The organism is uncultured Roseobacter sp., assembly GCF_947491795.1.
GTDB lineage: Bacteria > Pseudomonadota > Alphaproteobacteria > Rhodobacterales > Rhodobacteraceae > Roseobacter.
Genome location: NZ_CANLKW010000003.1, coordinates 512,816 through 534,746, shown reverse-complemented (window position 1 = coordinate 534,746; position 21,931 = coordinate 512,816). Strand labels below are relative to the sequence as shown.

General features: G+C 60.2%; 10 protein-coding genes. 8 read left to right on the top strand and 2 right to left on the bottom strand.

Annotation, left to right across the window (positions count from 1 at the left end; translation table 11 throughout):
• From Q1A34_RS14315 to Q1A34_RS14280, 8 genes are read left to right on the top strand one after another with little or no spacing between them, the layout of a single operon-like run.
• Positions 1-3,162 carry an amino acid adenylation domain-containing protein gene (locus Q1A34_RS14315; RefSeq protein WP_300035391.1) on the top strand — a complete coding sequence of 1,054 codons (3,162 nt, stop codon included), beginning with the start codon at positions 1-3 and terminating at the stop codon, positions 3,160-3,162.
• Positions 3,162-7,754 carry a non-ribosomal peptide synthetase gene (locus Q1A34_RS14310; protein WP_300035388.1) on the top strand — a complete coding sequence of 1,531 codons (4,593 nt, stop codon included), beginning with the start codon at positions 3,162-3,164 and terminating at the stop codon, positions 7,752-7,754. The genes Q1A34_RS14315 and Q1A34_RS14310 overlap by 1 nt, the downstream gene beginning before the upstream one ends.
• Complete coding sequence (locus Q1A34_RS14305) at positions 7,747-12,339, top strand: non-ribosomal peptide synthetase (protein WP_300035384.1); 4,593 nt, start codon at positions 7,747-7,749, stop codon at positions 12,337-12,339. Before Q1A34_RS14310 ends, Q1A34_RS14305 begins: the two co-directional genes overlap by 8 nt.
• Positions 12,336-15,632, top strand: a complete 3,297-nt coding sequence (locus tag Q1A34_RS14300) for a condensation domain-containing protein (RefSeq protein ID WP_300035381.1) — start codon at positions 12,336-12,338, stop codon at positions 15,630-15,632. The genes Q1A34_RS14305 and Q1A34_RS14300 overlap by 4 nt, the downstream gene beginning before the upstream one ends.
• A gap of 26 nt (positions 15,633-15,658) precedes the next feature.
• On the top strand, positions 15,659-16,393 hold the full coding sequence (locus Q1A34_RS14295; RefSeq protein ID WP_300035378.1) for an alpha/beta fold hydrolase: 735 nt from the start codon (positions 15,659-15,661) through the stop codon (positions 16,391-16,393).
• The gene (locus Q1A34_RS14290) at positions 16,386-17,114 is read left to right on the top strand and encodes a 4'-phosphopantetheinyl transferase superfamily protein (protein ID WP_300035375.1); all 729 of its coding nucleotides are present in this window, start codon (positions 16,386-16,388) and stop codon (positions 17,112-17,114) included. Before Q1A34_RS14295 ends, Q1A34_RS14290 begins: the two co-directional genes overlap by 8 nt.
• 59 nt (positions 17,115-17,173) lie before the next feature.
• On the top strand, positions 17,174-18,367 hold the full coding sequence (locus tag Q1A34_RS14285) for an aminotransferase class V-fold PLP-dependent enzyme (protein WP_300035372.1): 1,194 nt from the start codon (positions 17,174-17,176) through the stop codon (positions 18,365-18,367).
• A gap of 59 nt (positions 18,368-18,426) precedes the next feature.
• Complete coding sequence (locus Q1A34_RS14280) at positions 18,427-20,013, top strand: alpha/beta hydrolase (RefSeq protein ID WP_300035369.1); 1,587 nt, start codon at positions 18,427-18,429, stop codon at positions 20,011-20,013.
• A gap of 32 nt (positions 20,014-20,045) precedes the next feature.
• Here Q1A34_RS14280 and Q1A34_RS14275 read toward each other — a convergent pair whose 3' ends face one another.
• On the bottom strand, positions 20,046-21,326 hold the full coding sequence (locus tag Q1A34_RS14275) for a TRAP transporter large permease (protein WP_300035366.1): 1,281 nt from the start codon (positions 21,324-21,326) through the stop codon (positions 20,046-20,048).
• Positions 21,327-21,872 carry a TRAP transporter small permease gene (locus Q1A34_RS14270; protein ID WP_300035363.1) on the bottom strand — a complete coding sequence of 182 codons (546 nt, stop codon included), beginning with the start codon at positions 21,870-21,872 and terminating at the stop codon, positions 21,327-21,329.
• Positions 21,873-21,931 lie beyond the last annotated feature (59 nt).

The window sequence follows — 21,931 nt, the reverse complement described above, 5'->3', positions numbered from 1 at the left end:
ATGACCACCGTGCATCACCAGCATTCAGAACCCGACGTTTTCCGCTGCTCTCACGGTCAGCAGAGCCTCTGGCTGATGGATCAGATCGCACCGGGCAATCCGGCTTATAATCTGCATGCCGCGCTCAGAACGCCCTTTGCGCTGTTGCCCGAGCCATTGTCGGCGGCCTGTGTGGCATTGACAATGCGGCACGAAACGCTGCGCACCTGTTTTGACTGGGATGGGTACGAACCGGTGCAGCGTGTTGTCGAAGACGTGCCATCCTGCCTGCAGATGGCTGATTTGCGGAGCATGCGCGCAACAGAAGCCCAAGCAGAGCTGGCGCTCCTTTCCCAGCAGGACGCAGCGACCCCTTTTGAGCTTGGCACGGCGCCTTTGCTGCGGGTCGGGCTGGTGCTGATGCCAGCGGGCCGCAGCGTTCTGCTGATCACCATCCATCATATCATTTCAGATGCCTGGTCGATGAACATTCTGGTGCGGGACCTGCTGGAGCTTTACGTGGCCGAAGTGTCTGGCCGCGCTGCTCAGTTGCCGGATCTGCCTATACAATACATTGATTATGCCGCCTGGCAGCGTGACCAGGTCGAAGGCGACAGACAAGACGCGCTGATCGACGGATGGCGCTCTTATCTGGCAGAAACATGCGAGTTGGATCTGCCCTCGGATCACCCGCGGCGTCCGGGCAGCACACAGCCCGGCGCGCATCACCGCTTTGTCCTGCCAGCGCATGTGTCCCGGGCCTGCCGGGAGCACAGCCGTGAATTCGCTGCGACCCCCTATGCGCTGATCACAGGCTGTTTTGCAGAGGTCCTGCGGCGATATGGCGGGGCTGAAGATTTCATGATCGGGATGCCCACCGCAGGGCGCGACAGATCCGATCTCGAAGAGCTGATTGGGTTTTTTGTGCGCACGCTTGTGCTGCGTGCGGATCTGCGCGGCAATCCCACGTTCCGCGAACTGTCCCAGCGGATCAGCCGTTCCGTCGCCGAGGCGCTTACGCTGCAGGACCTGCCCTTTGAGCGGGTTGTGGAACTGGTGGACCCTGAAAGAGACCTGTCCTTGAACCCGCTGTTTCGTGTGACCAGCCAGTATCTTTCCAACCCGCTGGAGCGGACAAAGACCGGGTCCATCGAAGTGGTCGATCTGCACAGAGGCTTTGCTAATTTTGATCTGACACTCGACTTCTGGGAAGAGGACGGCGTTCTGAAAGGCCGCATAGAATACGCGCGCGATCTCTATGAGCCCGAAACCATAGCCCGCCTGGAAGGTCATCTGAATACTCTGCTGGCAAGAGCACTGCAGCAGCCCGACATCCCGTTGGCGCAGATCGACATGCTGACCGACGCCGAGCGGGAGGCCCTGCTGGGTTCATGGGCTGAAGGCAGCAAGGACTTTCCGGAAGACGCCACACTGCCTGAGCTCTTTGCGCAGATTGCAAAGCGTTACCCCGATGCGCCCGCAGTGCGCGATGTCGAAGGCGATATGACCTACGCCGATCTTGAGGCCGGGTCCGGTGCCATTGCCGGGGCACTTATCAGGGCCGCTATTCAGCCCGGAGAGTATGTCGGTATTGCGCTGCCGCGTACCCGCGCCCGGATTGTGAGTCTGTTGGGGATCGTCAGAGCAGGTGCTGCCTATGTTGCCCTTGATCCGGCCTGGCCTGACGGTCGCCTGCGTGCCATCGCAGACACCACAGAGATGAAGCTGGTGATCGCGGAAGGTGATGCGGACAGATGGTTGGAATTGGGCCTTGAATGCATGTCTGCAGATGTGCCTGATGCTGAGGGCGACACAGATCCGAGCTTGGTCAGGCCTGCGTCCATCGCCTATGCAGCCTTTACGTCCGGCTCGACCGGAACGCCCAAGGGCGTACCCACCATGCACCGTGCAGTGATCCGGCTGATGCGGGGTGGAGCACCTTTTTCCTTTGCCCCTGGCGAGACGATGCTGGGGTTTGCGCCTCTTGGATTTGACGCGTCGACGTTTGAGATTTGGGGTCCGTTGCTTGGGGGCGGCTGCATCGCGCTGGCGCCAGAGGGGCAGTTGTCTCCTCAGGAACTGGATGTCTGGATCAGAAAGGCGGGTGTGACCAAAGCATGGCTCACTGCCGGGCTGTTCAGTCAGATGAGCGAAGTTTGCCCGGACAGGCTCGCCGGGCTCCAGGCTGTGTTTGCCGGCGGCGATGTATTGTCTGAACAGGCGGTGCGACGCATCCTGCAACGCGGCGGAACAGTCATCAACGGCTACGGCCCCACGGAAAATACTGTTTTTACATGCTTTTCCGTTATGGACCGCCCTGATGCGGCAGACGCAGGTATCCGTATCGGACGGCCTGTGCCGGGCACCAGGCTGCGGGTTCTGGATCCGGAGGGCCATCCGGTGCCAGCAGGCATTCCCGGCGAACTGGTCGCTGGCGGGGCAGGTGTGTCGCCGGGGTATCTGGGTGACAGGGCAGGGAATGGCAGGTTTGTTCCCGACCCGGTTGATCCGGATGGCGGGACGGTCTACCGCACCGGAGATCTTGTGCGCTGGACATCTGACGGAGAGCTTGAATTTCTGGACCGTTGCGACCGGCAGGTCAAAATCCGGGGCTTTCGGATTGAACCCGGCGAAGTCGAGCGTGAGATCCGTGAACACCCGGGCGTGCGCGATTGTGTGGTGGCTGTGCGCGGTGCCGGGGCGGACGAAAAGGCCCTGATTGCCTTTGTTGTTTTCGAAGATGAGACGCCGGATGTGTCGCTGTTGCGCGGTGCCCTGGCAGGGCGGTTGCAGGCGCAGGCGCGTCCGTCGGCCATCGTTCCTGTGGACAGGCTGCCACTGGGTGAGAACGGAAAAGTTGATGTCGCGGCCCTGCTTGCCCTGCCGCCCCTGCCTGACACCGGGGCCGGATCATCCGATACGCTGACAGAGGTTGAAGACCTCGTGGCCGAAACATTCGCAGAAATTCTCGGCCAGTCCTCGGTGCCGCCGGATGGTATCTTTTTTGATATGGGCGGTCATTCATTGCATGCCACCCGGGTCGTGACGCGGCTGCGCGAGACGCTGGATATCGACCTGCCGCTGCAGACCATTTTTGAAAACCCGACTGTACGCGGTCTGGCCGCGCGGCTGGAGGACATACTGCTGGCCGAGTTCGAGCCTGGCAGCAGGGAAGAAGACTGATGTACGACGAAGAAGAATTGCGCCCCAAAGAGAAATCTGCCGAGCGAAAGGACCGCAGTTCGGATCAGCGCGCCTTTCTCAGACAGCGCCTGCAGCAAAAAAAGCACAACAGAACACAGGTGCCCGGGATTGTCCGCACGGCCCGCGATGGACCGATGCCGATGTCGTTTGCGCAACAACGCATCTGGTTTTTGCAGGAACTGGCACCCGGCAATTCGTTTTATAACATACCGGCGGCGGTCCCGCTGAACGGTCAGATTGACGTGGATGCCCTTGAAAAAGCGCTCAACACAATTGTCCTGCGGCATGAGAGCCTGCGCACGGTTTATCAGCGAATTGACGGGCAGCCCTGTCAGATTGTGCGCCCGCATGTGCACCGTCCGCTCGAAATCACAGATTTATCCACCGGCGGTCTCGCTGCGGCGGAAAAGGCGCTGGATGATATCTCTGCCAGCGAGGCCGCCTTGCCATTTGATCTGTCCACCGGGCCGCTGATGCGGTTCCGACTGATACGGGTGTCACGCGCCCGTCACGTATTGCTGCTGACCGTTCACCATGTGGCGGCGGACGGCTGGTCTATGGGGGTACTGTTTCGAGAACTGACTGAGCTTTATGCCGCAGGGCAGGAGGGCAGGGCAGCTACCGTGGCGAAACTGAACATCCAGTACGGTGACTTTGCACAATGGCAGCGGGACAGGCTGTCTGGCACGGCACTTGAAGAGCTGCTGGGGTATTGGCGGCACAAGCTCGACGGCGCGCAGGACCTGCCGCTGATCACAGACCGCCCAAGACCGCCTGCAGCGACTTTCCGGGGTGATTTTCTGGACGTCGACTTTGACAAACAGACGACAGATGCCGCGCGCAGGCTTGCACGCGAGCACGGATGCACTCTGTTCCAGACACTTCTCGCGGCGTTCAAATCGGTGCTGGCGCGCTATGCCGGGGTGGGGGATGTGGTTGTCGGCGCCCCTATTGCCAATCGTGCGCATTCTGATCTGGAACCGCTGATCGGGTTTTTTGTCAACTCTCTGGCGCTGCGCAGTGATCTGTCCGGCGACCCTGCGTTTTCTGAAATTCTTGCGCGGGTGCGTGACACAACCCTGGAAGCTTATGCCCATCAGGACCTGCCCTTTGAGCGGTTGGTGGAAGAGCTGCGCCCCGACCGTGATCTGAGCCGCAACCCGCTGTTTCAGGTGTCCTTCCAGATCCAGAACGCGCCGGGCGTTTCCGAGCGGCCGGTCACGGGTGGGCAGGATTTTCGCCGGGTTGAACGCAGCTCCGCCATCCTGGATCTGGCGTTTTCGCTCTGGGAAACGCCGGACGGTCTGATCGGCGGCATGGAATATTCGACGGATCTGTTCGACCGCGAAACGGTAGCGCGTATTGCTGAAGCCGTTCGCCTGGTGGTGGTGGCAGCCGCCGCTGATCCGGAACTGACACTGTCGCACCTGCCGGTCTGTGACGCGCAGTTCAGCAGGCGTGCTGTTTCGCGACTTACCGGCAAATCCACAAACCAACCCTTTGAAAGCATGCATGCGTGGTTCTGCGAAACAGCGGCGGAGCATTCAGGCCTGACTGCTCTGCAGGACGAAGTCGGCGAGATGACATTTGCCCAGCTGGATTTGCAGTCAGATCAGGTGGCGACGGCCTTTCAGCAGGCTGGCATTTCGCAAGGCGATATTGTGGGTCTGGCCCTGCCGCGGAACCGGTCATTTGTCATCTGTATGCTGGCGGCGCTGAAACTTGGGGCCGCTTATCTGCCCGTTGATCCGGCTGTCCCGCCAGGACGGCTCAAAGCCATGGCCGATGCAGCAAGCCCCCGGATTATGATCACCGCAGACGAAGGCCCGGCCTACGAGCACGGTGCCAGCGGTCGGGTCGGTGACCTGCTGGAGTTTGCGTCTGCATGCGAGCCGCTGGCCGCGCTTCCCGCGGTTGGACCGGAGGAGATCTGCTACGTTCTGTTTACATCGGGTTCCACAGGAGTACCCAAAGCCGTGGAAGTCTCGCACGGCGCACTGGCCAATCACATGCAATGGATGCAGGAGGCATTCTCCGCACATTCCGGCGACCGGGTTTTGCAACGGACACCCGCGCAGTTCGATGCGTCCATCTGGGAATTCTGGCTGCCGCTGACCACGGGGGCGACACTGTGTCTGCCGCCTGAATTCCATGCGGCCGACGCATCTGCGCTGCAAAAGGCGATGGAGGATATGCAGCCCACAATCGTTCAGTGTGTGCCGTCACTGCTGACACATATGCTGGCCAACGAGGATCTGTCGCGGGCCGGTGCGGCGGTGCGGATACTCTGCTGCGGGGGCGAGCCGCTGACCGCGCAACTGAGCCACAGCCTGCGAGCGGCTTTCGGTGATGCACAGATCATCAACCTGTACGGACCGACAGAAGCCACTATCGATGTCACCTGGCATGCTGTCAGCCCGGACGAGCAAGACCCCCTGCCGATTGGACGCCCCGTTCACAATTGCACAGTACTGGTTGTGGATGAGAATGGCCTGATCTGTCCGCCTGGTATGCGGGGTGAAATCGCTGTTTCAGGGGCACCTCTGGCCAATGGGTATCTGGGGCGTGACGATCTGACAGAGGCGTCATTTGTCACCCTGTCACAGACGGGTCAACGGGCGTTTCTGACCGGCGATATGGGCTGGTATGACAACGCCGGCGTGCTGCGCTGTTCAGGCCGGCGGGACCGACAGATCAAACTGCGCGGCAACAGGATAGAGCTGAGCGAGATTGAAGCAGTGCTGTCCGGCCACGAACTCGTGGAACAGGCTGCCGTTGTGCTGCACACCGAGCGGGACCAGCCAGCGCTGGCAGCCTTTGTGACCCTGCGCGATGACCCGCGTTGTGAGACTTTGCGCAGGGGCACAGAGGCAAAAGCGGTCGCCGACTGGGAAAGCCTTTATGAGGTTGTCTATGCCGATGGCGATGATGTTCCGCAGGACGCGGTCAATGATTTCACGGGCTGGAACAGCAGCTTTGACGGACAGCCTATTCCAACCGCGCAGATGCGCCTTTGGGCAGATGAGACAGCAGAACGGATCGCGGCGCTGGAGCCGCAGGGCGTGTTCGAAATCGGCTGCGGCTCCGGTCTGATCCTGTCCCGTCTCGCCGGTAACTGCGTGCGCTATGTCGGCTGTGATCTGTCGGCACCTGTGATCGGGCGGCTGAGCGCATGGGTGGCGCAGAACGATCCGGGCAATGTCGACCTGTATGTGGCGGCCGCGGACCAAACTGATGGTATCGGTCTGCAGGGCTGTGACACGATTGTCATGAATTCGGTCGTCCAGTACCTGCCGGGCGCACAACATCTGCGTGACGTGCTTGAAAGCAACGCTTCGCGTCTGCCGGAAAACGCAAAACTGTTCATCGGGGATGTCCGGCCGCTGGGACTTCTGCGTGCATTTCATACGGCTGCCGAACTGGAGCGTGCGTCAGACAGTGCAACAGTGGATGATCTGCGCAAAAGGATCGAGGCTGCCTGTTCTCAGGAAAAAGAGCTGCTTTTTGATCCGGAGTTTTTTTACCGGCTGGGTGCCGGAGAGATACAGGGCGATGTCGCCGTCCGGCTGAAAAATGCGTCGGATGAAAACGAGCTTTTTGCCTATCGCTATGACGTGTCGATCCGGCGCGGCGACGCTGCTGATCCTGCGCGCCTGAAATGGCTTAACTGGCGTCGCAGAGAGACGAGCCTGGCGGGCATTCGCCAGGCCATTGCAAACCGCGCCTGCCCGATTGCCGTCCACGGTATTCCAAACGCCCGCGTGGCAAGGGATGTTGCCCTGTCGCATCTGATACGCGAGGCTGATCCGTCCGCGACGCGGCGAGAGCTGCTGGCGGAAGCTGAACAAGCGTCCCGGGACGCGGTTTTTCCAGGCGCCCTTGTGCAATTGGCCAAAGAGCAAGGTCTGACGACCGAGCTGCTGCCAGGCAGGGGGCATCCCGACTGCTTTGATCTGGTGGTGCATGACGGAACACTCGCCGGTAGTATTGATGCGGCCCGGCCGGGCCGTGGAAACACCAGCCTGACCCTGTCAACGGAGCCAACCCTGCGGGCGCTGACCGCGCATCTGGCACCGGAACTGCGCGCCTGGCTGGAGGAGCGGCTTCCGCCCGTGATGTGTCCTGCGCGCGTGGCTGTTCTGGACCGGATGCCGACGCTTACCAGTGGCAAACTGGATTATCTGTCGCTGACCCGGAACATGCCGCATGAACCGGTGCGGGAGACTGTTTTTGAAGCCCCGTCAGATGCCCTTGAACAGGTCATCGCGGATGTTTTTGCCCAGGTGCTGGGGATCACGCAGGTCGGCAGGGAAGACGATTTCTTTGCCGCCCTGGGCGGGCATTCTCTTCTGGCAACCCAGGCCGTCGCACGCCTGCGGGAGTTTTTTGGCGATGCGCTGCCGCTAAGGCTTTTGTTCGAGAACCCCAGCCCGGAAACACTCGCCGCCTGCATCGCAGATCAGATCCCTGACGCCCGGTCCATCGCCGGGCAGTACCAGGCAACAAAAGACCTTGATGACGCCGCACTGGACGCCCTTCTGGCACAACCTGAAAGCCTGTCTGATGAATAAAAACCTGCAGTCCCCCATGACCACAGAACAAAAGCGCCTTGCCTTGCTGCGGCGTCGGCGTGGTGAAAGCGATGCCTCGACGCCCGTTGATACAGGCATCCCTGCGCTGGATCATGACGGCCCGGTGCCTGCGTCCTTTGCGCAGCAGCGTCTTTGGTTTCTGGACAGGCTGGCGCCGGGAAATCCGTTTTATACCGTCAGCCTGGAGCTTCCGCTGAATGGCGTGGTCTACCCGGACCATCTGGAAAATGCGCTTCTCGAAATTGCCCGAAGGCATGATGCTTTGCGCACAACTTTTGCCGAAGAAGACGGACAGCCGGTGCAGATCCTGCACCGTGAGCCGCAATTTCCGATGGAACGCATTGATCTGTCCGGGCGTCCGCAGTCTGTTGTGATGCGGATGCTGGGCGATCTTTCCGCCGAGGAAACGGCGCGCAGTTTCGATCTGATGCAGGGGCCTCTGGCCGTTGCGCGGCTGGTCCGTCTGTCGGCTTCGCGCCATCTGCTGTTGCTGACACTTCATCACATTGTTTGCGATGGCTGGTCTCTTAAGGTTCTGGGGCGTGAGCTTACGGAAATATATCAGGCTCTGGTAACAGGCCGGCCACACACGCTGCCGGATCTGACGACGCAGTACCGCGACTTTGCCGTCTGGCAGCGTGATCTGCTGAATGGCACACGCATGGCAGGACATCTTGACTATTGGCGGACCCAGCTGAAGGACGCGCCGGAACTGTCACTGCCTGTCGACTTCCAGCGCCCTGCAATTCCCACATATGGCGGGGCGTTTGTGCCATTTGAACTGGACGCGGAGTACGCGGGTCATATCCAGGCGCTCTGTTCCAAAGAAGGCTACACGCCTTTTATGGTTCTGCTGTCGGCTTGGATGGTGTTGCTGGGCCGGTATTCGGACATGGACGACATCCTGGTGGCAGCGCCCTCGGCGGGGCGGGAGCGCCGCGAGCTGGAAGCCATGATCGGGTTTTTCGTGAACACGCTCGTGTTGCGCGGCGATCTGTCCGGAGAGCCGACGTTCCGCGAAGTGGTCAGCCGGGTGCGCGACACCTGCCTTGAGGCATTCTCGCACGATGAATTTCCTTTTGACCGGCTGATCGAAGAACTGGCGCCGCAGCGGCGCGGAGACCGGAACCCGCTGGCACAGGTTGTGTTTCAGCTGTTCTCGGCGCCCGACCGGACCGTGGGCAACAAAACACCCGAGGAGCGTCAGCGCGGCACGTCGAAGTTTGATCTCAGGCTGGATCTCTGGGACACAGACGAAGGCTATGCGGGCGAGCTGGAATACAGCACGGACCTATATGATCACGCGACAGCCGAGCTGATGGCCGAACAGTTCCAGGTGTTGTTGCATCAGCTTCTGACCATGCCTGATCAGCCGGTGGCCGAAGCGGGGGTGATGTCGCAGCGCGAATTTGACTGGCTGATGGAAAATACGAACCAGTCGGACAGGCCCTGGCCGCAGGATGCTGGTATTGTCGAATGTTTCGAGCAGATTGCCGCTGGTTACGCAGACAGCGTTGCACTCGACTGGCATGGTCGCACCTGCACCTATACGCAGGTTGATCGCGCATCAGACGGTGTCGCGGCCTGGCTCTCTGACATGGGTGTCGCTGCAGGCGATCATGTTGGTGTTTTTCTGCCGCGATCGCCGGAAATGGTCATTTCCTGGCTGGGGATACTGAAGCTGGGGGCTGTCTATGTACCGCTGGACACAGATACCCCCATTGCGCGGGTACAGGGTTTGCTGGAGTCAATCGATGCAGCCGCCGTTGTCAGTGACGCGGACCATGCCGCAATACCCGGTGGCGGCGACAGGCCTGTTTTGTCTGCTGATATCTCTGACTGGCTGCAGGCTGACCCCTGGCAACGAACTGTTACCGCGCCCGGCGATGTTGCCAATATCATGTTCACCTCGGGCTCGACCGGCAAACCAAAGGCCGTGCTCGTTCCGCATGAGGGCATTGTGCGGCTCGCCACAGTCCAGGAATTCTGGAGACCCTGTCCGGGGGATGGTATCGCCCAGGCGTCAAACTGCGCCTTCGATGCTGCAACCCTCGAAGTCTGGACCGCCTTGCTGAACGGCTGCCGTCTTGTGGGGGTCGAACGGGACGAACTGTTGTCTCCCGTTCAGATCGGACAACGCATCACTGCGGGCGATTTTGACCATATTTTTGTGACCACCGCCCTCTTTCACCGGCTGACCGAAGAAGCCCCGGGCATTTTCGCGCCGCTCAAAACCCTGATAACAGGAGGATCGCGTCTGGAACCGGACTGTGTACGCCGTGTCGTCTCAGCGGGCCGCCCGGACGTCTTTGTAAACGCCTACGGGCCAACAGAAGCAACGACCCTGGGAACGACCTGGCAGATCGGCGACTTTGATCAGCCTCTGGTCAACGTGCCGATCGGTGAGCCCATTGTGAACACAACGGCGTATATTCTGGACCGCCAAGGCACCCTTGTTCCGCGCAACGTTCCCGGAGAGCTGTTTCTGGGCGGCCCCGGGGTTGCTCTGGGCTATCTGGGTGATCCCGATCAGTCTTCTCGAAAATTCGGCCCCAGCCCGTTCAGAGAGGGCGAAAGGCTTTATGCCACAGGCGACAGGGTCCGCATGCGCCATGATGGGTCCATCGATTTTCTGGGGCGATATGACGACCAGATGAAAATCCGCGGGTTCCGCGTCGAACCCGATGAAATCGCCACAGCACTGCAGTCACACCCCCGCATTGCAGAGGCACAGGCTCTGATCAGCAAAGCACCAGGCAGTGATGGGTCCGCCGACAACCGTGTCATGGCGTTTTACCTGCCAGTGTCCGATGATGATGCCGCCGATACCGTTTCCGAAACCGAGGATGAGGCGGTGGCCTATTGGCAAAAGATTTATGACGAGGTCGTCTATCAGGACGTTGGTGCCGGACCGGACAAGGATGCACAGTTTGACATAACCGGCTGGACCGACACCGCAACCGGGGCGCTGCTGTCTGAGGATGACATGGCGGAACAGGTCCGGCAGACCTGTGATCGTATTCTGGCACTCGGTGGCGGCGATATTCTGGAGTTTGGCTGTGGTACCGGTCTGATCATGTTCCCGCTGGCGCCGCATGTGAAATCGATCCTGGGGATTGATATTTCTGAGCGTGCTCTCGAACATGTCCGCAGCACGGCTGAAGCGTCTGAGTTGACGAACATTTCCGTCCGGCAGGGCAGCGCCGAGGCGATTGCTGATATAGCAGATGACAGTTTTGATACAGTCGTTCTGAACTCGACGGTCCAGTACTTTCCGTCTGCGGAATATCTGGAAACGCTGATCGGAGAGCTGCTGCGCGTGACGCGGCCGGGTGGCGCTGTGTTTCTTGGCGACATCCGCCATCTGGGACTGCTTGAGGCGTTTCAGACAGAGATTGAGCTGAACCGGGCCGACGGTGCCGCCGCCGCTTCTGCTGTTTGGGGCGCAGTCACGAGACGTGTCGAAGAGGAGCAGGAGCTTTTGCTGGACCCGCACTGGTTTACCGGGCTGCGCGACCGGTTTGCCGGTCTCGGCGATGTGTCCATTCAGCTCAAACGTGGCGAGGGCCATAACGAGCTGGCGCGCTTCCGGTATGATGTGGTGCTGCGGCCCGGAGAAAGAACTGATCCCGGAACGGTTGCCGAAATATCCTGGGGCGGGGATGTTACGACGCTTGATGATGTTCTGGACCGTGCACCGGCAAAGGGATCGCCCGATCTGATTGTTCGTGGGGTTCCGAACGCACGGACCGCGCAGGCCGTGGGCGACATGCAGATGTTACGGGACGCGCCTGTTGGTGTGCCGGTCGATGCGCTTGTCCGATCTGACAATGGGGCAGAGAGCACAGTCATTTCACCGGAAGCGGTCTGGCGTGCCTGCGACAATGCAGGCCTGAGCGTTCAGATTGTGTGGAATGCGGATCCGGCCTGTTTTGACCTGCGGCTTTCTGCGGACACCCTGGACCGAGGCACCCTGATGCCCGCTGTGCCGCCTGGAACGGACGCGTGCCTGACCAGCAACCCGGCACGCGGGCGCGGTCTGCGCAGGCTGGAAACTGAACTGGGGACTTATCTGGAACAGTTGTTGCCCGACTATATGTTGCCGCAGGGGTATGTCCGACTGTCCCAGATGCCGCTGAATGCCAACGGCAAGGTCGATCGCAAAGCGCTTGCGGCCAGTGTTATGACGACCACGCGGGGCCCGGCGCGTCCGCCCCGGACAGATACCGAGCAGCGCCTCGCCGAGATTTTCTGCGCGGTTCTGCAGGTGCCGCAGGTCGGACTGGATGACGACTTTTTCCGCCTTGGCGGGCACTCACTGAAAGCAACGCAGGTCATTTCCCGTATCGCAACCGAATTCGGCGTGACCGTGCCGCTGAGGGCAATTTTTGAAAATGGCACGGTTGCCGGTCTGACCGGCGAGATCGAGCGCGCAAAAGCTGGTGATCAGTCCCCGGCAATCACCGCGTCGCTGGAGGAGCCCGATATCGACACTATGAACGCAGAGGATCTGGAACGTGCTCTGGCACTGCTGGAGGCAGAGACAGGGGACGACGTTCCATGACGGACAGCACAGCAGAACTGTCGACAGAAGAAAAACGCAGGTTGCTGCGCGAGCGGTTGTCAGGCGGGCGCAGACTGCCGCGCACATATCCCGCTTCCTACTCACAGCGACGGTTGTGGTTCATGCACAGGCTGGCGCCGGACAGCCCGGCGTATAATGTCGAGGCCGCACTGCCTTTGGGAACGATTGACACCGCAGTACTGGAAGCTGCGATCAACGGGGTGGTGGAGCGGCACGGATCGCTGCGTACGACCTTTGTCGAAGTGGACGGCGAGCCGGTTCAGAAAGTGGCGACAGAACTGCATGTGCCGCTTGAACAGATTGACCTGAGCACTTTGCCGGCCAGCCTGCGCGACAAACGCCTTGCTGATATTCGCAAGGCCTGTGCAACCGAGCCATTTGATCTGGGGCGCGGGCCGCTTGTGAGAACCCGTCTTGTGCGCCTGACCTTTGGACGAAATCTGTTGCTGCTCAACCTGCACCACATTCTGGCTGACGGCTGGTCGATGGGTATTTTCAGCCGGGAACTGACGGCGCTCTACGAGGCTTTTGCCGATGGCCGGCCCTCACCACTGAAACCGCTGGAACTGCAGTACGGGGATTTTTCAGCCTGGCAGCGGCGAGAAGGGGACGGCGGCGGATTTTCCGGCGCGCTGGAGTGGTGGGCAGAAAAACTGTCCGACATGAAACCGCTGGATTTTCCGACGGATTTTCCCCGGCCCGCTGTCCAGAGCTACACGGGCGCGTTCCACAACAGTACCTTTCCGCGCGATCTGACCGAAGCGCTGGAAGCATTTTCGAGGGCGCAGGGCGTCACGCTGTTCATGACCCTGCTGACCGGTTTCAAAACGTTGCTGGCGCGATTGTCTGACAGCGAGGACATCGCCGTTGGAACCTACATTGCCAATCGCGAACGCACCGAGATCGAGGGGATGATCGGGTTTTTTCTGAACACGCTGGTGTTGCGTACCGAACTTCCCGCAGACGCAACGTTTGCACAGGCCCTTGAGAAAGTGCGCGAGACATCGCTGGGCGCTTATGCGAACCAGTCCCTGCCTTTTGAACGTTTGGTCGAGGAGCTCAGCCCGCCGCGTGATCTGAGCCGTAACCCTCTGGTTCAGATTGTCTTCCAACTGCAGAACGCGACAGAGGACAAGCCGGGTGGTGGCTCGGCGATGATAGATTACCAGCGTTCGGCTGCAGCGTTCGATCTGACGGTCACGGCCTATGTCCAGGACGGACAACTGCACTTTACCTACGAATACGCTACTGACCTTTTTGAACGGAAGACGGTCGACAGGATCAGCCAGCGGCTGGAATACCTGCTGCGCCAGGCTATAGCGGCGCCACAAACGCCAATTGCCTCTCTGGATGTTCTCCTGGAGGGTGAGCACCCCCGGATCCCAATGTCAATTAATGCGACGTGGGGGGAAACTCCAGTAACGGCGCTGTTTTCACAGGCGGCGGAGGAGGCCCCGGACGCGCCTGCATTCTATATAGGTGAGGCCTGTGCCACCATCGGACAGGTTGCCGCCTGCGTTGACAGAATTGCGGCAGCACTCGCCGGGGCAGGTATCAGTAAGGGCGATGTGGTCGGCGTCTGCCTGCCAAGGTCTGTCGAGCTTGCCGCCACGCTGATGGCCATCTGGAAGACAGGCGCCGTCTATCTGCCGCTTGATCCGGCCTATCCGGCTGCCAGACTAGCGTTCATGACGGGTGACGCCGGAGCGTCGCTTCTGATCGTCCGGCATGACACGGGAGAAGGTCTGCCGGAGACTATTCCCAGGCTGAACGTCAATAGTGCAATCGGCGACCTGTCTGAGCCGGTTGTTCCTTTTGCAGCTGTTCCGCTGTCGCCAGAGGATCCCAGCCATATCATCTATACTTCCGGATCCACCGGGCAGCCGCGCGGCGCTGTTTCGCCGCACCGTCAGGTTCTGAACCGCCTGCACTGGATGTGGCAGACGTTTCCGCACGCCGGTCATGAGGTGGAGGCCGTCAAAACAGCTACCAGTTTTATCGACTCTCTTTGGGAGCTTGCGGGGCCACTGATTGCTCTGCGTCCGGCCACGATTGTAGATACCGAAACGCTGCTGGAGCCGGGCGCACTGTGCGATCAGCTGGCGCAGGACGGTGTGACACGTATGTGGCTGACCCCGTCCTATCTGCGGCTGTTGCTCGAAGCGGTCCCTGATCCGGGCGACCGGCTGCCACAGCTGACCCATTGGTTCATCACCGGAGAAAAACTGCCAGCCGAGCTGGCCCGCAGGTTTGCAAGCGCTGTTCCGCAGGCCAGGCTCTTTAACATTTACGGCACATCAGAGGCTTGGGATATGTGTTGTGACACTGATCCGGACCCGGAAGCGATGACAGACCCGGTGCCGGTGGGGGCGCCGATCAGCTGTGTTGAGACCGTTATTCTTGACGCCAGGGGTCAGCCCGTTCCCGACGGCGTTCCGGGTGAGCTTTTTGCAGGTGGTGCGGCGCCATGCATTGGGATTGTTCACGACAACAGCCCGGATGCAGACAGGTTCGTTTCGCTCGACACGTCTGATGGCACGCTGCAGCTGCTGTCCACCGGCGACCGCGCGCGCCGGCGTACAGACGGGCGCATTGAGATACTGGGCCGTATGGATGATGAGCTGAAAATCAGCGGGATGCGGGTACACCCGGCCGAAGTTGAAGCGGCCCTGGCGGCAACGGATGGGGTTGCTGCAGTTGCAGCTGCCGGTGTTCCGGGGCCGGACGGCAGTACCAGATTATGGGCCTGGATCACGGCGCACGGGGATGCCGACACGGATATCGCAATGATACGCGCAACCCTTTCCGCCTCGCTGCCTGCGCATATGGTTCCTGAACGTATCATCATCCTGGCCCAGATGCCGCAGACACCATCGGGCAAGATTGACCGTACCGCTCTGGTCCTGAGCGCTGACACAGCCGGAGCAGAGCCTGAGGTGCCCAGGTCGGCAAATGCCGATAATGAACTTGCACAGAATATCGCAGGCGTCTTTTCCGAAGTGGTGGGCCATGAGGTCGCGGCGCATGAAAACTTCTTTGCTGCCGGGGGTCATTCGTTGTTGGCCGCGCGGGCTCTGGCGCGCGCAAATGACCGTTTTTCGCTTGATCTGGGTATCCGCGATTTCTTCATTGATCCAACGGCGGCAGGTCTGGCAGAGCGCGCCGCCTCGAACCAGGGCGAACCGGAGCGCCGGGGGATCAGACGTATTGCGCGCGGCGTCCGGGAAACCGCACCGCCCGCACCGCCTGCAAATTCGGGCGATACGCCGTGAACGGCTCTTTTGCGCCTCGGGGATCAGTGCCCGAACTCGTCTGTCTGCATGCAGCGGGCGCAACCTCTGCGATGTTCGCGGGCCTCGCAGAACAGACAACCGGGCGCATCACACTGGTGACACCGGATCTGCCCGGGCGCGGCTCGTCCTATGACCGTCCGCCGTTTTTGCGCATGCAGGACGCCGTCGAATATCTGTTGCCGGTTTTACAGGGCAGGGCGGATCGAAGCTATGGGTTGTTCGGCTACAGCATGGGCGCAATGATTGCCTACGAACTTGTCTGCCGCCTTATGGATCTGAATGGCCCATTGCCCGCGGTTCTCATCGCGGCGGCGACGCGCGCACCACAGGTTCCGGCCCGCGAACTGCCGCTTCATCTGATGGATGATGACGCATTGATCGGAGAGCTCGTCCGGTTCCAGGGAACACCGCCCGAGATGCTGGAAGACAGCGAGTTGATGGCGCTTGTTCTGCCGCGGTTGCGCGCTGATTTTCAGCTTTGCGAGACATATCAGTTTGCGCACAGACGACAAATTCCTGTGCCGGTTTACGCCCTTGGGGGCCGAGAGGACGAAAAAGTCACGGCTGCTGATCTCGCCGCATGGTTGCCGCTGAGTGTGATGGGCGGCACCTTTGAACAGTTACCTGGCGGCCATTTCTTTATCGATATGCAGAAAGAGGCGCTGGCCCGCCGGATAAAGGCAATGATGTCGTCTCTGAACTCTCAGGGAGCGTCGGTCGGATCGGTCTGGTATGGGTGAGAACAGCACACTGTCCCGGACCGCACATGGAAAAGACCGGGAGACAGACCAGCCAGGCAGAACTGTGGACATCTGGCACGTTGATCTGAGCCGCATATGCGGAAAAGTTCTGAGCCATCCGTACCTGAACCAATCTGACAGGCTGGCAACTGCCGGTCGCGCTGACCGGGCGGCGACGCGTGTCGCGCTGCGCATGCTGCTGGGTCACATCACGCATCTGCCCGCGTCAGAATTGCGGTTTTGCGCTGGTCCTTTTGGCAAGCCTGCTTTGCAACACAGCGATCTTGTTTTCAGCGTTTCCCGGCGCGAAAGCACGGCGCTGATTGCGGTTTCCCAAGGGGCAGAGATCGGACTGGATTTCGAAATCCGCCGGCCTGTTCCCGAACTCTTCGGTATCGCACGAATGTTCCACCCGGCTGAAAGACAGCTCCTGTCCCATGTCCCTGCATCGGAACGCCTCGATTGGTTTTATCGCATCTGGACGCGGAAAGAAGCTGTGCTCAAGGCCATCGGAACCGGACTTTCTGTACCGCTGGACAGTTTTTGTGTTGTTGGGGCCGAAACAGGCAAAGAACCCGTCAGGATGCGTAACCCGCGGAGCCCGGAGTTTTACCTGCAGGAGCTAGTGCTGGAAAACGGGCAGTTTGCCTGTCTCGCCTCGCCGGATCCGGACATTACCCCGAGAATGCACCGTTTCTGGTTTCCGGAGCAGGCGGGATGATGGTCCCGCAGGCCCCTTCAGAATCCGCACTCCCCCGGACCGGGACCTGTGAGACAGAAGTGTTCAGACGCCTGCAGGATCTGCAGTCATCCGATGCAGACTGGCGTGCGGGCCGCTCCGCGCTGCATGTTTACTGGGCGGGTGAGGATGTTCAGAGGATCTCGGCTCAGGCCTATACGATGTTCCAGCAGAGCAACGCGCTCGCGCCGCGCGCCTTTCCCGGCTTGCAGCAGATGGAACAGGAGATCATCGCGATGTCGTTGCCTCTGTGGCAGGCGCCCGTTGGTGCAGGCGCTGCGGTAACTTCGGGCGGTACAGAAAGCATTATCCTCGCCATGCAGGCAATCCGTCACCGCGCCCGCGAACAGCGGCCGGCGCTGGCCCGTCCGGTGGTTCTGGCCGGTCGGAGTGCGCATCCGGCCTGGGAAAAAGCAGCGGGCCTGCTGGGCATGCACATCCACCGCGTGCCTCTCGGGTCGGATTTTTGCATGGACCCGGGGGCCGTTGCGGGCGCGGTCACCGGTGATGTTGCCGGTATCGTCGGGTCGGCACCATCTTTGCCTTTTGGTACGGTCGATCCCATACCGGCACTGGGCGCTCTGGCGCAGAAGTATGATCTCTGGCTGCATGTGGATGCCTGTCTGGGGGGATACCTCGCGCCCTTTGTGCGTGCGCAGGGCCACGCGGTGCCGGAATATGATTTGTCCGTGCCGGGTGTCAGATCCCTGTCAGCAGACCTGCACAAATATGGCTATGCCCCAAAGGGAAACGCACTCATCGCATACCGGGATGCAGAGGACCTGGCGCGCAACCGCTTTTACTTTGATAACTGGCCCAAGGGCGGTTATGAAACCCGCACTCTTGCAGGCACCCGATCAGGTGGCGCGCTGGCAGCAGCCTGGGCGGTCATGACTAATCTTGGCGAGAAGGGATACAAAGAGCGGGCCGGGCAGATCATGCAGACACGGGCCCGCATCGAAGCGGGACTGCGCGACATCGGTGGATTTGAGCTGATGGGAAAGCAACCGCTTGGCGTGCTCTCATTTATGTCTCCCGGCCGTGACGCCTTCATTTCCGAGGACCGTCTTGGGCGCCTGGGCTGGTACACCAGCCGCACAGCGCACCCGGTCGGATTGCAAATGACGCTGACACCCATCCATGCCCGGAGCACGGACCGGTTTCTGGAAGACCTGGAAAGGGTGGTTCATGCGCAGGCAGACAGTTCGAAAGAGGTCGCGATTTCGACATACTGACGATGTCCTGATGTGGCTGGCTTTCGGTGCAGGTCCTGTCGTGTTAGCGTTCTCTTCGTATGACACGTCCGCGCGGATCCAGGCTGAAACGTATTCTGACGGCTGGCGTTCTTGTGCTGCTGGTTGTGATGAGTGCTGTTGTTTTCCTGCTCTGGAAACCTGTGCCTGACTACTTTCCGGATGATCTCATCGCGACCGATCTCAGTGAGCCACCGCTGTGGCAGGACTGTGCCTGGGACCCACTGGCCCGTGACAGGCTGGCGGAATGTGCGCGTATTTCGGTGCCCCTCGATCGCAGCGTGCCATCCGAAGATCAGATTGATCTTCTTGTAAAACGGCGTCTGCCTGCTGGAAATACCACAGCCCAGATCTGGCTGGTGCATGGGGGGCCTGGTGCCTCCGCCACCGCCGGGATGCCTGATCTCAGCGCGGGCGTTGAAGAACTGCGCCCGGACATCGCTTATTATGCGGTGGATCATCGGGGGGTCGGAGGATCAGAGCGCCTGGGCTGTGCCGGGCAGGAGGCCGCTGGCAGCCCGGGCGGTGCGCTGATTGTACCATCGGAATGGCCTGATTGTATCCGGGCCGTCAGGAATGATCAGGGCAGTCGGTTGGCGCACTTTTCGACCAAAGCGTCTGCGCTCGATCTTGATGCGCTTGTGCGAAAATTCCGTGAACCTGAGGTCCCCGTGTTTGTCTATGGCGGCTCCTATGGAACCCACCTCGTGCGCCGGTATCTGCAATTGACGCAGCATCCGCCTGCCGGTGCAGTGCTCGAGGGCCTCGTGGCATCTGACGGGGGTATGACCGGTTATGATGCAAATCTGGAAGCCGGTGCGCTGGCCTTTCTGGATAAATGTGATGGCTCAATCAGTTGCAGCCGATATTTTGACAGCCCGCTGCAAGACCAGATTTCCCGGATGTTCACAGAGCTGGAGGCGGGGCACTGTGGATTTCTGAACCTGTCGCCTGATGTGGCGCGACGTCTTCTGGCGGCCATGACTTTCTTTGCCGATACGCGTGTTCTGATCCCGCCGCTTGTGCACCGCATCAGGCGCTGCAGCTGGCGGGATATCTGGTTCGTATCGCGTCTGGTGTTGAATTTCTCTGCGGCCACGCGCAACGGAACGTTCTCTGCAGTACTGCACAACCACGTCGTTCTTTCCGAAATGTACCGGCCCGGTCAGAGTGCGGCGCGCCTGCAGGCTGACTTTGAAAGTGCCGTCCTTTCAACCGGCGCTGAGGCAGAGTACGCGCGCTTGCATCCCACCTGGCCCAAGTATGATCCCCCGGTGCCGGATACAGCTCTGACAGAGGCCGGCAAAGCGCCCGTTCTGGTCCTGCATGGCGCATTGGATGCGCCCGCACCGCTGGATGCAGCACGCCTTGCTGCACAGCAACTGCAGATCGAAAACGGCTGGCTTGCTGTTTTTCCCCAGGGCGCACATGGCGTCCTGGGGGCGACGCCGACAGCACAGGGGACAGACTGTGCACGGCAGATCATGCTTGCCTTTATCGACAGGCCGGATCTGGCCCCGGACATGGGATGCATTGACGACGTTCTGCCATTGGACTGGACACATGTGCCCCAGGGTGCCGCACGTCTGGCGGGCACCTCAGATCTGTGGGGCGGGCCGGTGCGGTAAGCCCGCCGGTGGGCGGGAGTGAGACAGGCGCACTATTCCAGCAATCGTGGCAGGGTCAGCGAAATGGCGGGCACAAAAGTGATCATCATGAGGGCCGCAAAAATCGCGAGATAAAAAGGCCAGATCGTGCGTACTGCCCGCTCCATGGGCAGTTTTCCGACCGCACATCCGACAAAAAGACAGGCACCCACAGGCGGCGTGCACAGTCCCAGCCCCAGATTGACCATCAGGATCATCCCAAACTGCAGCGGGTCAATACCGAGGCTGTTTGCAACCGGGAGAAAGATCGGCGTGCAGATCAGGATCAGGGCGGCCATATCCATGATCATGCCCAGGATCAGCAACACGACGTTGATCAGCAACAGGATCAGAATTGGATTGTCGGTCAGTCCGGTCAGCAGTGTGACCATCTGTGCAGGCACGCGGTAAAACGTCAGCATATAGGCAAACGCACCCGCGCAGGCGATCAGGATCATCACCATTCCCGTCGTGCGTACGGCCTGGGCAACGGCGGTTCTGAACGTTATCCAGGTGATGCTGCGATAAACCAGCAGCGTGACAACGAATGCGTATATCGCGCCGAATGCACCTGACTCCGTCACGGTAAAGATGCCGGAAAGAACGCCGCCGACAATAATCACGGCTGTAAAAAGCCCCGGGATTGCCGCTGCAAAACTCAGAAGAAGCGCCTGCCACCCCGGGAAGGTTTCGGCCTTGTAGCCGCGTCTGACCGCAACGACATAGGCGGCGACAGCGAGGCACAGACACATCAGAATGCCGGGCAGGACACCTGCCAGAAACAGTTTCGAGATTGAGATGCCGCCGCCGGCTGCGATGGCAAAAATGATCATGTTGTGGCTGGGCGGAATGACAATACCGGCAATTGATGACGTGACAGTGACGTTTACAGCATAGTCGGCGTCATAGCCTTTTTCCTTCATCACCGGGATCAGTATGGACCCCAGAGCAGAGATATCGGCGACTGCAGACCCGGAAATGCCACCAAAGAGCATGGACGAAAAGACATTCACGATGCCCAGACCGCCGCGCACCGCACCAACAGCGGCAGAAGCAAAACGCACAAGCCGGGCGGCGATTCCCCCGTGAAACATCAGCTCGCCCGCAAAGATGAAAAACGGAATGGCCATCAGCGAAAAGACGTTGATCCCTGAAATGATCCGCTGAAAGCCGATCATCAGGGGCAGTCCCTCGTACCAGAAGGCGGCGATTGCGGAGATGCCCAGTGCAAAAGCGACCGGCACACCGATGATGACGCTCAGCGCGAACATCCCAAGAAGAACGAAGAGGCCCATTCAGATATCCTGCTGCAGGCTGGCGGCACGCATGTCGCGTCCCTGTACAAGGCGCATCAGATGGCCGAGCGTGAAGAGTACAATAAGACCGCCACCGATGGTCAGAGGCAGTGATCGCAAACCTTCGGGCAGATGTATCAACGGTATCATAGAGCCCCATTTGAATGCTGTGAGTTTTGCGCCCTGCCAGAGCATCAGAAACCCGAAACCGGCGAGCAGTATGTCGCTGGCTGCGGCGAGGATGCGCTGTACTTTTTCAGGGACAGCTGTGCGCAGGACAGTCACAGACAGATGTGTGTTTTCATGTATGCCCACTGCCGCGCCCAGAAATGCGATGGTCATGACCAGCAGTAATGCTGCCTGCTCCACCCACGTCGGTGTGGCGTTCAGGACATAACGCCCAAAAACAAGCCAGCCAAAGATCACGGTGAGAAACACCAGTGACACACCCGTTAAGACCCGGCAGATCGCGGCGATACTGTCCAGCAGCCTTTCAAAGGCCGCGACGGGGCGGGACAGATCCGCATTGGTCTGATGCTCTGACATCTGCAATCTCCGGAAATCAATGGATCGCGCGCCCGCTGTGTCTGCGGGCGCGCGACGTC

Excerpts from the sequence above, each read along its gene's own strand:
- Q1A34_RS14315 (WP_300035391.1), top strand. The coding sequence starts at position 1 with ATGACCACCGTGCATCACCAGCATTCAGAACCCGACGTTTTCCGCTGC.
- Q1A34_RS14310 (WP_300035388.1), top strand. The coding sequence starts at position 3,162 with ATGTACGACGAAGAAGAATTGCGCCCCAAAGAGAAATCTGCCGAGCGA.
- Q1A34_RS14305 (WP_300035384.1), top strand. The coding sequence starts at position 7,747 with ATGAATAAAAACCTGCAGTCCCCCATGACCACAGAACAAAAGCGCCTT.
- Q1A34_RS14300 (WP_300035381.1), top strand. The coding sequence starts at position 12,336 with ATGACGGACAGCACAGCAGAACTGTCGACAGAAGAAAAACGCAGGTTG.
- Q1A34_RS14290 (WP_300035375.1), top strand. The coding sequence starts at position 16,386 with ATGGGTGAGAACAGCACACTGTCCCGGACCGCACATGGAAAAGACCGG.
- Q1A34_RS14280 (WP_300035369.1), top strand. The coding sequence starts at position 18,427 with ATGACACGTCCGCGCGGATCCAGGCTGAAACGTATTCTGACGGCTGGC.
- Q1A34_RS14275 (WP_300035366.1), bottom strand. The coding sequence starts at position 21,326 with ATGGGCCTCTTCGTTCTTCTTGGGATGTTCGCGCTGAGCGTCATCATC.
- Q1A34_RS14270 (WP_300035363.1), bottom strand. The coding sequence starts at position 21,872 with ATGTCAGAGCATCAGACCAATGCGGATCTGTCCCGCCCCGTCGCGGCC.